At 72.3% G+C, this 12,903-nt stretch carries 11 protein-coding genes; 8 read left to right on the forward strand and 3 right to left on the reverse strand.

Annotated features, from left to right (window positions below; genetic code table 11):
• Positions 1 to 163: 163 nt before the first annotated feature.
• Positions 164 to 562 carry a glycine cleavage system protein GcvH gene (gene gcvH, locus ACFUJ1_RS28580; protein WP_378614693.1) on the reverse strand — a complete coding sequence of 133 codons (399 nt, stop codon included), beginning with the start codon at positions 560 to 562 and terminating at the stop codon, positions 164 to 166.
• A complete protein-coding gene (locus tag ACFUJ1_RS28585) occupies positions 559 to 1,185 on the reverse strand; it encodes a CDP-alcohol phosphatidyltransferase family protein (RefSeq protein ID WP_378650406.1) in 627 nt (208 codons plus the stop codon). Before ACFUJ1_RS28585 ends, gcvH begins: the two co-directional genes overlap by 4 nt.
• Before the next feature lie 224 nt (positions 1,186 to 1,409).
• On the opposite strand from ACFUJ1_RS28585, the gene ACFUJ1_RS28590 reads away from it, so the two are divergent.
• A complete protein-coding gene (locus ACFUJ1_RS28590; protein ID WP_378650467.1) occupies positions 1,410 to 2,759 on the forward strand; it encodes a DUF2252 domain-containing protein in 1,350 nt (449 codons plus the stop codon).
• 54 nt (positions 2,760 to 2,813) lie between these two features.
• The gene (locus ACFUJ1_RS28595) at positions 2,814 to 3,692 is read left to right on the forward strand and encodes a nuclease-related domain-containing protein (protein ID WP_378650408.1); all 879 of its coding nucleotides are present in this window, start codon (positions 2,814 to 2,816) and stop codon (positions 3,690 to 3,692) included.
• An 8-nt stretch (positions 3,693 to 3,700) separates the two neighbouring features.
• Here the strand turns inward: ACFUJ1_RS28595 and ACFUJ1_RS28600 are convergent, their stop codons facing one another.
• The gene (locus tag ACFUJ1_RS28600) at positions 3,701 to 5,650 is read right to left on the reverse strand and encodes an acyl-CoA dehydrogenase (RefSeq protein ID WP_378650410.1); all 1,950 of its coding nucleotides are present in this window, start codon (positions 5,648 to 5,650) and stop codon (positions 3,701 to 3,703) included.
• 103 nt (positions 5,651 to 5,753) lie between these two features.
• Between ACFUJ1_RS28600 and ACFUJ1_RS28605 the strand changes: the two genes are divergently transcribed.
• The 6 genes from ACFUJ1_RS28605 to ACFUJ1_RS28630 all read left to right on the forward strand — a co-directional run bounded on the left by ACFUJ1_RS28605 (position 5,754) and on the right by ACFUJ1_RS28630 (position 12,885).
• Positions 5,754 to 6,386, forward strand: a complete 633-nt coding sequence (locus tag ACFUJ1_RS28605) for a TetR family transcriptional regulator (protein WP_378650412.1) — start codon at positions 5,754 to 5,756, stop codon at positions 6,384 to 6,386.
• A complete protein-coding gene (locus tag ACFUJ1_RS28610; RefSeq protein ID WP_378650414.1) occupies positions 6,386 to 7,306 on the forward strand; it encodes an ATP-binding cassette domain-containing protein in 921 nt (306 codons plus the stop codon). Before ACFUJ1_RS28605 ends, ACFUJ1_RS28610 begins: the two co-directional genes overlap by 1 nt.
• Positions 7,303 to 8,982: an ABC transporter permease gene (locus tag ACFUJ1_RS28615; RefSeq protein ID WP_378650416.1), complete on the forward strand. Its 1,680-nt coding sequence runs from the start codon at positions 7,303 to 7,305 to the stop codon at positions 8,980 to 8,982. The genes ACFUJ1_RS28610 and ACFUJ1_RS28615 overlap by 4 nt, the downstream gene beginning before the upstream one ends.
• A gap of 288 nt (positions 8,983 to 9,270) precedes the next feature.
• The gene (locus tag ACFUJ1_RS28620) at positions 9,271 to 10,749 is read left to right on the forward strand and encodes a threonine/serine exporter ThrE family protein (protein ID WP_378650468.1); all 1,479 of its coding nucleotides are present in this window, start codon (positions 9,271 to 9,273) and stop codon (positions 10,747 to 10,749) included.
• Between the two features lie 64 nt (positions 10,750 to 10,813).
• On the forward strand, positions 10,814 to 11,476 hold the full coding sequence (locus ACFUJ1_RS28625) for a heme oxygenase (biliverdin-producing) (RefSeq protein ID WP_378650418.1): 663 nt from the start codon (positions 10,814 to 10,816) through the stop codon (positions 11,474 to 11,476).
• Between the two features lie 353 nt (positions 11,477 to 11,829).
• Positions 11,830 to 12,885: an SDR family oxidoreductase gene (locus tag ACFUJ1_RS28630; protein ID WP_378650420.1), complete on the forward strand. Its 1,056-nt coding sequence runs from the start codon at positions 11,830 to 11,832 to the stop codon at positions 12,883 to 12,885.
• Positions 12,886 to 12,903: the final 18 nt, after the last annotated feature.

The raw sequence follows: 12,903 nt of genomic DNA on the forward strand, positions 1-12,903 counted from the left end.
TTTCTCTCCTCCTCGAACCTGATTATCCATGCAAGCAGGTGAAGCCATGTCCGACACGACCGTGTCGCGACGCCGGATTCCGCATTCGGCGACGGCCGATGGCGTTGGCATCGACCGTACCCTGCCAGGGTGTCGCTGTGCAGGGAGAACCGGGAAGGCCGGATCAGCCCCCGATAACTCCTCGGTAACCCTCCGCGTCGAGCAGTTCGTCGAGCGTTTTCCCGAGGCCGTCCGCATCGGCGACCTCCAGCTCGAAGAGCCACCCGGCGTCGTACGGGTCGCTGTTCAGCGCCTCCGGCGCCGACCCCAGATCCTCGTTCACCGCAACGATTCTCGCGGCCAGCGGGGCGTAGATGTCGGAGACGCTCTTGGTCGACTCCACCTCCGCGATGCCGTCGCCCGCGGCGACCTCCTTGTCGACCTCGGGCAACTGCACGAACACGACGTCACCCAGTTGTGACTGGGCATAGTCGGTGATGCCGACCCGGACCCGCGCCGGGCCGACCCTGCGCACCCACTCGTGCTCCTCGGTGTACCGCAGGTCCTCCGGAGTCAGGGTCACGGGCCGTCCTTTCGTCGTGAACGTCGGGGCAACTCTATGCGAGGACCGGCACCGGCCACCGGCGGGATCGCCCGCGCCACCGCGACGGCCTTGCCGAGGTAGAGCAGGCCGGTCCAGACGTACACGGCCGTGCCCCAGATCAACAGGGCCCCGCCGAAGGCCCGTCCGAAACCGTCGGCGGGCCAGTCCATCTCCCCCGCGAGCAGCCAGGGCAGCGCCGACATGAGCGCGAAGGTGGCGGCCTTGCCCAGGTAGATCACCTCGGGCGGGGGCAGCTCGCGGCGGCGGTAGATCGGCAGCGTCGCGGTCAGGATGAGGTCCCGGCCGACCAGGATCAGCGCCACCCAGAGCGGAAGCAGGTCGCGCAGGACGAAGGCGGCCAGCGTGGTGACCAGGAAGAGCCGGTCGACGAACGGGTCGAGCAGCGCGCCGAGCTCCGAGGACTGGTCGAGCAGCCGGGCCAGCTTGCCGTCGAGGAAGTCGGTGAAGGCGCTGGCGATCAGCAGCGCGAAGGCCCAGCCGTCGGCGCGCTCGACCAGCAGCAGCCAGAGGAATACCGGGACGCCGACCAGGCGCAGCACACTCAGCACGTTGGGCACGGTGAGGATCCGGTCGCTCGTCACGCCCCGTGCTTACCGCACGCACCGCCGCCGCGCCACGGCCGGGCCGGTGTTTCCGCGCCGCGGCCCCCGATGGAGTGTGCTCGAGATCATCTCGGGGCCGCGGCCCGAACCGGACGTTCCGGGCGAGTGCCGCGCCGTGCCCGCCGGGAGCCCGGCAACCGGCTAGCGTATTCCTCGTGTCCGATGAGCTGCTCGACCTGCGCACATACTCCACTGCCGCGGAGATGCGCGAGCGCGGCCGTGCGCTGCGACAGCGCACGCCGCTCGGCGCGCGGGACCGGGCGGCCGAGGGCGCGCACCGGCCCGCGGTGCTCGACTTCATCGAGGCGGGCAACCGCGGCCGGCTGCCGCAGCTGATCCCGCTGCGGATGGGGCGGATGGCGGCATCGCCGTTCAGCTTCTACCGCGGCGCCGCCGGGCTGATGGCCGCCGATCTGGCCGGCGGGCCGGACAGCGGGCTCACCGCGCAGCTCTGCGGCGACGCGCACGCCGCCAACTTCGGGCTCTACGGCAGCGCCTCCGGCGAGATCATCATGGACATCAACGACTTCGACGAGACCGTCGCGGGCCCGTGGGAGTGGGATCTGGAGCGGCTCGCCGCCAGCCTGGTGCTGGCCGGGCGGGTGGCGGGGGCGAGCGAGGACGACTGCCGCACCGCGGCCCGCGACGCCGCGCGCTCCTACCGCAGGGCCGCCGCCGAGCTGGCCGAGCTGCCGTTCGTGCAGTCCTGGTCCGCGCTGCCGGACGAGTCGGTGCTGGAGCGGGCGCAGGCGCACGGGCTCATCGACGACTTCGAGAAGGCCGCGAAGAAGGCGCGCAAGAACACCAGCGCCAAGGTGGTCGCCAAGTGGGTGGAGGAGAGCGACGAGCACGGCGAGGGGCTGCGCAGGCACCGCTTCGTCAGCGATCCGCCACTGCTCACCCGGGTCGAGGAGAGCGTGCGCGAGGCGGTGCTCGGCGGGCTGGAGCGGTACGGCGCCTCGCTGCGCGAATCGCGGCGCCCGCTGCTCTCCCGGTTCGCGCTCTCCGACGTCGCGCTCCGGATCGTCGGCACCGGCAGCGTCGGGCTGCGCACCTACGTGGCGCTCCTGCACGGCAACGGCCGCGAATCGCTGGTGCTGCAGGTGAAGCAGGCCATCCCGTCCTCGCTCGCGCCGTTCCTGCCCGGCACCCCGCCCGCACACGACGGCGAGCGAATCGTGCAGGGCGCCAGACTCGTTCAGGTCGACACCGACATCCTGCTCGGCTGGACCTCGTTCGACCCGGACGGGACCGGCACCGAGCTGCCGTTCATCGTGCGGCAGTTCCGCAACCAGAAGGGCAGCATCGACCCGGCCGGGCTCACCAGCCAGGACCTGGACGACTACGGCAGGCTCGCCGGCGCGCTGCTGGCCAGGGCGCACACCCGCTCGCTGGACCCGCGGCTGCTCGCCGGGTACCTCGGCGACGACGCGGAATTCGACGCCGCCGTTGAGAATTTCGCGGTCCGCTACGCCGACCGCACCGAAGCCGATCACGCCGAGCTGACCTCGGCCATCCGCTCCGGCGTTGTCGCGGCGGAGGAGCCCCGGTAATTTCGAACACGTCACTTTCGACGCGAAGGGCGGTTCTCTCGAATGCTCGTCCGCATGCAGAACTCCGGGGGCGGCAATGCCGAACGCGCCCTGCTCGACTGGTTGCGCACCTGGAAGGACCCGCGCAGCCCGCACGGCGTCGCCACGCTGAATGTCAGCCTGTTCCACACCAATCGGCTCTTCCCGCTGGACGCGGTGATCTGGACGCCGACCAGCTGCGTGATCATCGAGGCCGAGGCGCTCGCCGCGCGCCAGGACGGGGTGCTCCGCATCCCGCTGAACGGGCCGTGGACCATCGACGGCGAGCCGGCCGCCATGGAGGGGCGGGATCGGCGCACCCCGCTGGAGCGCTCGCGCGAGCACACCTTCGCGCTGCAGGACTGGCTCTCCGCGCGCGGGCTCGGGCAGCGGGTGGTGCACGGGCTGGCGCTGATCGTCCCGGTGCGCGGCGCCGACGTCTCGGTCGAACAGGGCTGGAGCGACCCGAGTTTCGACGTCATCCTCGGTGACGATCCGGAGCGGCTGCGGCACTACTTCCAGACGCTCGCGGTGCAGGAGAAGCACCTGTGGACGGCGAACGACATCGCCGTCGCCTTCCGCGGCCTCGGCATCCTGCCCTACCTGCCCGCCCCGCAGGAGCTCCTCAACGAGGGGTTCCTCGGGCCGATCGACATCACGCTCTGGCACGGCGGGCCGAACCAGGCGCAGGCCGAGGCGTACGCCGCCGAGCAGTCGGCGGGCACCGACACCAGGCTCCCGCTGCTCGCCGTCGAGACCCCGTGGTACAGCCCATGGAAGCTGTACCCGCGCAAGCACGGCGACATCGACTTCGGCCAGGCGGTCATGCGCACCGGCCTCGCCATCGGCATGTTCGTCGCCTTCGTCTGGATCCTCTGGTTCGTCGTGACCGCGGTCCTCACCGTCGCCACCTGACCAGCGGGCTATCGGCTGCGGTCGTAGACGCTGGCGTCGCTGAGGAGGGCGGCGCGGAGCATGGAGTCGGGCACGCCCATGGCGTCGACCAGGGTGAGGGCCTCCGGGCGCAGCCGGTCGACCAGCTCGTTGACGCCGCGGCGCACCGCCTTTGCCCGCTCCACGGACATGAAGCGGTGCATGATGTACCAGTCCGCGTTCTCCTCCAGGGTGGAGAAGACGAAGAGGTCGCAGACGGTTTCGGCGAGGGCGCGGGCGTCCGGGTCATCGATGTCGGCGATGCCCTCGATGAACGCCTCCAGGATCAGCCGGTCGATGTGCGCGGTGCCCGCGGTCAGGATGTGGTCCTGGGCGTTGTTGAACGCCTCGAAGGGGCCGGTCTCCTGTGCCCGCGCGCGCAGCCGGTGTGCGGCGGTGCGCACCAGGTAGTCCTCGCGGTCGGCGAAGAGCGAGAGCTGGGTGGAGCGGCGGGAGAGATCGCCCTCGTCCACCGGGTCGTCGCCGCGGTCGCGCAGCGTCTGGATGAGCTGGCGCACGCCGGAGCGCTTGCGCACGACGTCGCCCGCGGTGGTCGCGACGAACCGCACCCAGCCGAGCGCGTCCAGGTCGCGCACCTCGTCGGCGTAGGCGGTGAGCAGTTCCTTGGCGACGAGCTGGGTGAGCACCACGTTGTCGCCCTCGAAGGTGGTGAAGACGTCGGTGTCGGCCTTCAGCGTCACCAGCCGGTTCTCGGTGAGGTAGCCGGCGCCGCCGCAGGCCTCGCGGCACTCCTGGATGGCCCTGGTGGCGTGCCTGGTCTGCGCCACCTTGAGCCCGGCGGCGCGCTTCTCCAGCGCCCGCTGCGAGCTCGCGTCCAGGTCCTGCCCGGTCTGGATGAGGTGCATCCGGCGCACCAGGTCGTTCTGCGCGAAGGCGAGCGCGTAGGACTTGGCGATCAGCGGGAACAGCCTGCGCTGGTGCGCCCGGTAGTCCATGAGCACGACCTCCTCCCCGGTGTCCGGGTCGGAGAACTGCTTGCGCTGCACCGCGTACTTGACCGCGATGCTGAGCGCCACCCGCGCGCCCGCGGCGGCCGCGCCGCCCACGCTGATCCGGCCGCGCACCAGGGTGCCGAGGGTGGTGAAGAAGCGCCTGCTCGGATTCTCGATGTCGGAGGTGTACGCGCCGTCGGGGGCGACGTCGGCGTACCGGTTGAGCAGGTTCTCCCGCGGGATGCGCACCTGGTCGAAGACGATCCGGCCGTTGTCGACGCCGGGCAGCCCGCCCTTGAGGCCGTCGTCGGAGGTGGTGACGCCGGGCAGGTCGGTGCCGTCGGAGTCCCGGATCGGGACCAGGAAGCAGTGCACGCCCTTGCTCTCGCCGCCGGTGATCAGCTGCGCGAAGACCGCGGCCATGCGGGCGTGCTCGGCGGCGCCGCCGATGTAGTCCTTGCGCGCCGACGGGGTCGGCGAGTGCACCACGAACTCCTGCGTCGCCGGGTCGTAGGTGGCGGTGGTCTCCAGGCTCTGCACATCGCTGCCGTGGCCGGTCTCGGTCATGGCGAAGCAGCCGAGCAGGTCGAGCGAGATCAGCCTGCGCACGTACTCGCGGTGCCGCTCGGTGCCGAGGTTCTCCACGGCGCCGCCGAAGAGCCCCCACTGCACGCCGGCCTTCACCCAGAGCGAGAGGTCGGCGTAGGCCAGCATCTCCAGCCCGACCACGGCGGCGCCCGGCTCGCCGGTGCCGCCGTTCTCCCTGCGGAAGTTGCGCTCGGCGATGCCGAGCTTGGTGATCTCCCGCATCTGCTCCAGGACCCGGGCGCGGGCCGCCTTGTAGTCGAGCGTCGGATCACCGGCGAACTTGTCGTCCGCCAGCGCCGCTCTGGCTTCCTCCCGGACGGCGCCCCACGGACCGTCCAGAGCACCGCGCAGGTGCGTGATCACCGGGTTCTCAGTCGTCGTCGACGTGCCGCTCTCCATACCTCAGACGATAGCCCGCTGGATGCCGGGCAAACCGTGACGAACATCGTGTCGCCCCGCTCGACCCCTTGTGGTTTAAACGCTCGTTCAATATTCTGTACGAGTGTTCAACCAAAGCGCCGACCTCAGCACCGCGGCTCGGATCCGCGATGCCGCCGTCGCCGAGTTCGGGCACAACGGCTTCGGGGTCGGCGTCCGGGCCATCGCGGCCCGAGCCGGGGTCTCCCCCGGCCTGGTCAACCACCATTTCGGCTCCAAGGAGGGATTGCGCCGGGCCTGCGACGACCACGTGCTCGGCTTCGTCCGCGAGCACAAGGCGAGCGTGCTGAGCGGCGACAACCTGGCGGGCGGGATGCTCGCCGCCATCGCCGAGCTGGACGAGTACGCCCCGCTCTTCGCGTACCTGATGCGCAGCCTGGAGGACGGCGGGCCGCTGGCCGACTCGCTCTTCGACCACATGGTCGACGACGCCGTCGCCTACACCGAGCAGGCGGTGGCGGCCGGAATCGTCAAGCCGAGCCGCGATCCGGCGGCCCGCGCCCGCTACCTGATGCTGCTCAATCTGGGCGGCACCCTCCTCTACCTGCGTATGCGGCGCGCCCGCGAACCCGAGCTGGACGATCGGCAGGCGCTGCGCGACCTCATGTCCGAACTCACCGTCCCGGCGCTGGAGATGTACACCCAGGGCCTGCTCACCGACCCCACCGTTCTCGATTCCTTCACACAGGAGAAGTGATGTCCGGAGTCATCGACATCAAGGGCTTGCGCAAGACCTTCGGCCACGTGGCCGCGCTCGACGGGCTGGAACTGTCCGTCGCCGAAGGCGAGATCCACGGCTTCCTCGGCCCCAACGGGGCGGGCAAGTCGACCACCATCCGGGTGCTGCTCGGACTGCTCAGGGCGAGCTCCGGCGAGGTCGCGCTGCTCGGCCGCGACCCGTGGCGCGACGCCGTGGCGCTGCACCGGCAGCTGGCCTACGTGCCGGGCGACGTCACGCTGTGGCCGTCGCTGTCCGGCGGCGAGACCATCGACCTGCTCGCCCGGCTGCGCGGCGGGATCGATACGGCGCGCCGTGCCGAGCTGATCGAGCGGTTCGACTTCGACCCGCGCAAGAAGGCGCGCGCCTACTCCAAGGGCAACCGGCAGAAGGTCGCGCTGATCTCGGCCTTCGCCTCCGACGTCCCGCTGCTGCTGCTGGACGAGCCGACCTCGGGGCTGGACCCGCTGATGGAGCAGGTCTTCCGGGAGTGCGTGCGGGAGGCGGGGGCGCGCGGTGCCACGGTGCTGCTGTCGAGCCACATCCTCTCCGAGGTGGAGGCGCTGTGCGAGCGGGTCACCATCATCCGGGCCGGGAAGACGGTGGAGACCGGGTCGCTGGCCGCCATGCGGCACCTGAGCCGCACCTCGATCACGGCCGAGCTGACCGGCGACCCCGGTGATGTGGCGGCGCTGCCCGGCGTCGCCGATGTGCAGCGGGACGGGTCGATCCTGAAGTTGCAGGTGGACGGGGAGCACCTGGGCGCGATCGTGCGGCTGCTCGGCGATGCCGGGGTGCGCAGCCTCACCAGCGCGCCACCCACCCTGGAGGAGCTGTTCCTGCGGCACTACAGCGCCGACGGCACCGAGCCCGCCGACCGGCAGCAGGTCCGGGCATGAGCGCGCCGGGCCGGGAAGCGGGAACCCCGCGGAGCCGCGCGGGGTCCGCGCCGGATCGCCCCGCGGCGGGCACCGCTCCCGCGTCGCTCCGGGCGGCGGATTTCACCGGTACCCGGGGGCTGTTTCTGCTCTACCTGCGGCGGGATCGGGTCATCGCGCCGCTGTGGGCGCTGGTGATCGGGCTGATGCCCGCGATCCAGCTGATCAGCGTCAAGGACCTCTACTCCGCCCCGGAGCAGCTGGAGCAGTTCGCCGCGACCACCGCGGCCAGCCCGGCGCTGCTCGCCATGTACGGACCGGTGTTCGGGACGTCGCTCGGGTCGATCGGCACCTGGAAGGCGGGGGCGATGTACACCGTCATCGCCATCGCCGTCGTGCTCACCGTGATCAGGCACACCAGGGTCGAGGAGGAGACCGGGCGCGCCGAGCTGATCGGCGCCACCGGGATCGGCCGCTTCGCCGGGCTCACCGCGGCGCTGCTGCTCACCGGCGGCGGGTCGCTGCTGGCCGGGCTGGTGTGCGCGCTGTCGCTGCTCGGCAGCGGCGAGCCGCTCGCCGGATCGGTGGCCTGGGGTGCGTCGCTGGCCGCCTCCGGGCTGGTCTGGGCCGGTATCGCGGCGGTCGCGGCGCAGGCGAGCACCGGCGCGCGGGTGGCCCGCGGCATCGCCTTCGGCGCGCTCGGCGCCGCCTTCGCGCTGCGCGCGGCGGGCGACGCGGGCAACGGCGTGCTCTCCTGGTTCTCCCCGCTCGGCTGGTGCCTGCAGATCCGCCCCTACGCAGGCGAGCGCTGGTGGGTCCTGCTGCCGCTGCTCACCGTCGCGGTCTTCGCGGTCGGGTTCGCCTACGCGCTGCTGGACCGGCGCGACACCGGCGCCGGGCTGCTCGCGGAGCGGCCGGGGCGTCCGGCCGCGAAGAAATCGCTGGCCGGCCCCTTCCGGCTCGCGGCCCGGTTGCAGCGCGGCGCGCTGCTCGGCTGGGCGGTCGGGTTCGCGCTCTACGGGCTGTTGATCGGCGGCGCGGTCGGCAGCGTCGGCGACATGCTCGGCGACAGCGACTCGCTCCGGCAGATGATGGACCGGATGGGCGGGTCGTCGGCGCTGGAGGACTCCTTCATCACCTACGCGCTCACCCTGCTCGCCGCGGTCGCCGCCGCCTACTCGGTCTCGGCGCTGCTCCGGCTGCACGACGAGGAGAGCAGCGGCCGGATGGAGGCCACCCTGGCCGGCGCGGTGAGCCGCCCCCGGCTGGCCGCCGCGCACCTGACCTTCGCCCTCGGCGGCCCCGCCCTGCTGCTCTTCGTGGCGAGCGTCGCGATCGGGCTCGTCTACGCGCCGCAGACCGCCGACCCGGAGCACACCTTCGACGCGGTGGTCGGCGCGGCGGCGGTGCAACTGCCGGCCGTCTGGGTGGTCACCGGGATCGCGACCGCGCTCTACGGGCTGCTTCCGCGCTTCGCCCCGTTCGCCTGGGGGGTGCTGAGCGCCATGATCGTGCTCTACTTCGTCGGCTCGCTGGACGCGCTGCCGCAGTGGGTGATGGACCTGGTGCCGTTCACGCATCCGCCGAAGCTGCCCGGCGGGGAGTTCACCGCCGAACCACTGCTCTGGTTGCTCGCGATCGCCACGATTCCGATCGCCGTCGGGGTGATCGGCTTTCGACGGCGTGATCTGCGCTGACACCGACCGGTCGGGGTGTGATGGGAGCCATTTCCGGCCGGGGGCGGATGCGAGCGCCGCGGTGCGGTGACTACTTTCGCGGGCATGGTGCGAGGAATCTTCCCCGGAATCGGAGCCGCCCGCGATGCCCGCGGCGCGGCCCGGGCCCCCCGCGCCGATGTCCTCGGTGGCGGATCCGCAGTGGATGCGCTCTCGCGCGGCGTCGGCGCCGACGAGACAGCGGGCGGTACGACCGGCCGGAGTGTCCGGCACGGCGCGCGCCGCGCGCCGTGGCACCGACGCAGCCGGGTGTCGCCGGTGGTCAGCCAGGCGGTCGGGCTGCTTGTCGCGGACCGGCAGGCCACCGCCGACACCATCGTCTCCGCGCCCGCCCCGCTGCAGCCCATCGACCTCGGCGACGACGCCCAGGTCACCGAGGTACTCGACCTGGCGGTCCGGGTCGGCGAGGTGGTGCTCGCCTCCGGCACCGGCGTGATCGACACGACCACCCAGGTGCAGTTCATCGCCGCCACCTACGGCCTGGCCAAGGTCGACGTCGACGTCACCTACGACAGCATCCGGATCTGGGCCGACCGCGGCTCGCTGCTGCCACCGGCCAGCATGATGCGGGTGGTGCGGTACCGCTCGCTCGACTTCACCCGGCTCGCCGCGGTGGACCGGCTGACCCGCCGGATCCGCTCGGAGATCGTCTCCCCCGGCGACGCGCGCGCCGCGCTGGACGCCATCACCACCGCCCCGCACCCCTACCAGCGCTGGGCGGCGACGTTCGGCTGGTCGCTGCTGGCGGCGTCGATCGCGGCGCTGCTCGGCGCGGGCCCGATCGTGGCGCTGCTCGCCTTCCTGACCACGGCGGTCATCGACCGGACCAACCGGCTGCTGAACCGGTTCGGGCTGCCCTTCTTCTTCCAGCACATGGTGGGCGGGATGCTGGCCGCCGCCCCCGCGGTCGGGCTGGCCGCGGTGGCGGGGCCACTCGGCCTCTCGGTGGATCCGACGCTGATCATCGCGGCCGGGATCACCGTGCTGCTCTCCGGGTTGTCGCTGGTCGGCTCGGTGCAGGACGCGATAACCGGGGCGCCGATCACCGCGGCGGCGCGGATGCTGGAGGTGGTCATGATGACCGGCGCGATCATCGCCGGGATCGCGCTGGCGCTGCGGGTCGGCGAGGTGATCGCGACCCCGGTGCTGCCGGTGGACATGAGCCCGGCGCGCGCGCTCACCGACCTGCCGGTGCAGATCGTCGCGGGCGCCGTCGCTGCGCTCGCCTTCGCGCTGGCCTGCTACGCGGAGCGGCGCGCGCTGGCCGCGGCGGCGTTCAGCGGGGCGGCGGGCACCATCTGCTACGTGATCGCCGGGCACATCGGCTTCGGCCCGGTCACCGGCTCCGGCTTCGCCGCCACCGTGGTCGGGCTGGCAGGCGGCCTCATGGCGCGCCGCGCGCTGACGCCGCCGCTGGTCGTCGCGGTCGCCGGGATCACCCCGCTGCTGCCCGGCCTCGCGCTGTACCGGGGGCTGTACGGGCTGCTCAACGACCAGCTGCTGCTCGGCTTCAACCAGCTCTTCGGCGCCATCGGCATCGGCTGCGCGCTGGCCGCGGGCGTCACGCTGGGCGAGTGGGTCGACCGGACCGTGCGCAGGCCGCGCATCCTGCGCCGCTTCGGCGCGCTGCGCAGGCCGACCATCGTCCGGCGGCAGAAGATCTCGCTGCGACGCAGGCGGGTGGCCGCGGTCGGCAACGCTGCTGCGGTGCGCGGGGCCGCCCGGTAAAGTCGAGACGTCAATCAGGTCATCCGGCAGCCGCCGGGCGGCGAGTCGAGGTGGAGGCCCGCTCATGTCGGATACGGTTCCGTTCTCCGTACAGATCCGTACCGCCACCGAGCGGCAGCACACCGAGGCGGAGAACTCCCGCTTCATGGCCGACATGCTCGGCGGCATGCTCGGCCTCGACTCCTACCAGCGCTACACCGGCCAGCTGTGGTTCGTGTACCGGGCGCTGGAGGGCCACTGGGACGAGCTCGCGGCCGACCCGGTGGCTGGACCGTTCATCAAGCCCGAGCTGGCCCGCACCGCCGAACTCGAGCGCGACCTCGCGCACCTGGTCGGCCCGGACTGGCGCGACGGCCTCACCGCGCTCCCGGCCACCGCCGCCTACGCCGCCCGCATCGACGAGTGCGCCAGGGATTGGCCGGCCGGCTACATCGCCCACCACTACACCCGCTACCTGGGCGACCTCTCCGGCGGACAGGTGATCCGCGGAGTCGCCGAGAAGCTCTGGGACCTCCCGCACCGCGGCGACGGCGTGCGCTTCTACGTCTTCGAGGGCGTGCGGAACCCGGCCGCCTTCAAGCGCGAATACCGCGCCCTGCTGGACGAACTCGACCTCGACGACCTGGAGCGGCGCCGGGTGCTGGACGAGGGGCAGCGCGCGTTCGCGCTGAACACCGCGGTCTTCGCCGAGCTGGACGCCGAGTTCGCCGAGCGCAGGCTCTCCTGACACGAGATCGACATCTTTCTCGTAATCCCTTGCGACACTTGGTGATCACGCCTGCCCGGAGCCGTCGGGCGTAACAGATCACATTGCCCCGGGTGCGGGCTCACCATTACCATCGACTATCAGTCGGGACGACGACGTTCCACCCGCGGGGCCGACAGCCAGATCTCCTGCCGCTACCCCGCACTCGGTTCCCCGAACGTGAACTGCCCGGAAGCCGATGTCGCACACCCTGTTCCCCGTGTGATGCCGCGCACGCCGGCCGATCCGTACCGTGCCCTGGGTCACAGGCACGCTGGGAACCATCCGGAGGCACCGCCGCCTCCGCACGCACCCGAGCGGACCCCGGAGGAGTCATGGTTTCCTACATCGTCACCGGCGGCAGCGAGTTCCTGCGCGGGCGAGTCGTGCGGCGGCTACTGGACGCCGACAGCACGGCCGTCGTGCACGTGCCGACCGACCGCACCGGCGCCACCCTGCTCGCGCTGCCCGCCGGAATCCAGGTGCCGCAGCGCGACGTCCCCGCGATCGACCACATCGTGCACCTCGGCCCGGCGAGCACCGCAACGGAGCAGGCGAACCACGTCACCGAGCTGCGCTGGACCCTCGCCTCGGCCGCCCGGCTCGGCGCCACGCTGAACTACCTCTCCTCGGTCGCCGTCGCGGGCGCGCACCCCGGCCGCTTCTTCGAGGACGACTTCGACATCGGCCAGCCGCTCACCTGCGCCGCGCACCGCATCGCCTTCGCCGCCGAGGAGCTGGTGCGGCACGCCCGCGACGTGCGGTGGCGGATCTTCCGCTCCGGCATCCTGACCGGCGACTCGCGCACCGGCGAGATCGACCGCGGCGGCGGCACCGCGCCCTTCCTCGCCGCGGTCGCCCGGCTCACCGGGCTCCCCGCCGAGCTGCCGGTGATCCTGCCGGACTGGGGCACCACCAATGTGGTCCCGGTCGACTACGTGGCCTCCGCGCTGGCCGAGCTGGTGCGCAGGCCCGGCCAGCACAGCCGCACCTTCCACCTGGTGAACCCGGCCAGGCAGGGCTTCGGCGAGCTGTACGCGGCACTGGCCCGCGCGGCGAGCGCCCCGCGCGGGATCGCGCTGCCCGGCAGCGGAATCCTCTTCGACCGGCTGGCCCGGCTGCCCGGCTACCCGCTGCTCCGCGACCACGTGCTCGACCTGCTCGGCATCCCCGCGCACGCCCCGGCCCAGGTCCGGGTGCCCGCCGAGTTCATCGACGACACCACCCGCGCCCGGCTGCGGACCACCGGCATCGCGGTGCCCGGCTTCGACAGCTACGCCGACCGGCTCTGGACGCACTGGCGGCGCGAGACCGAGGTCGCCCCGCTCGCCCTGGAGACCATCCAGCGCGCCGCCGCCCCGGCCCCGCGGCGCGCCCTCGCCGAGGTCTGAGCGCCGAACCGCTCTCGA

This window comes from Nocardia sp. NPDC057227, assembly GCF_042669725.1.
GTDB lineage: Bacteria > Actinomycetota > Actinomycetes > Mycobacteriales > Mycobacteriaceae > Nocardia > Nocardia asteroides_A.

Excerpts from the sequence above, each read along its gene's own strand:
- ACFUJ1_RS28590 (WP_378650467.1), top strand. The coding sequence starts at position 1,410 with ATGCGCGAGCGCGGCCGTGCGCTGCGACAGCGCACGCCGCTCGGCGCG.
- ACFUJ1_RS28595 (WP_378650408.1), top strand. The coding sequence starts at position 2,814 with ATGCAGAACTCCGGGGGCGGCAATGCCGAACGCGCCCTGCTCGACTGG.
- ACFUJ1_RS28600 (WP_378650410.1), bottom strand. The coding sequence starts at position 5,650 with ATGGAGAGCGGCACGTCGACGACGACTGAGAACCCGGTGATCACGCAC.
- ACFUJ1_RS28610 (WP_378650414.1), top strand. The coding sequence starts at position 6,386 with ATGTCCGGAGTCATCGACATCAAGGGCTTGCGCAAGACCTTCGGCCAC.
- ACFUJ1_RS28615 (WP_378650416.1), top strand. The coding sequence starts at position 7,303 with ATGAGCGCGCCGGGCCGGGAAGCGGGAACCCCGCGGAGCCGCGCGGGG.
- ACFUJ1_RS28625 (WP_378650418.1), top strand. The coding sequence starts at position 10,814 with ATGTCGGATACGGTTCCGTTCTCCGTACAGATCCGTACCGCCACCGAG.
- ACFUJ1_RS28630 (WP_378650420.1), top strand. The coding sequence starts at position 11,830 with ATGGTTTCCTACATCGTCACCGGCGGCAGCGAGTTCCTGCGCGGGCGA.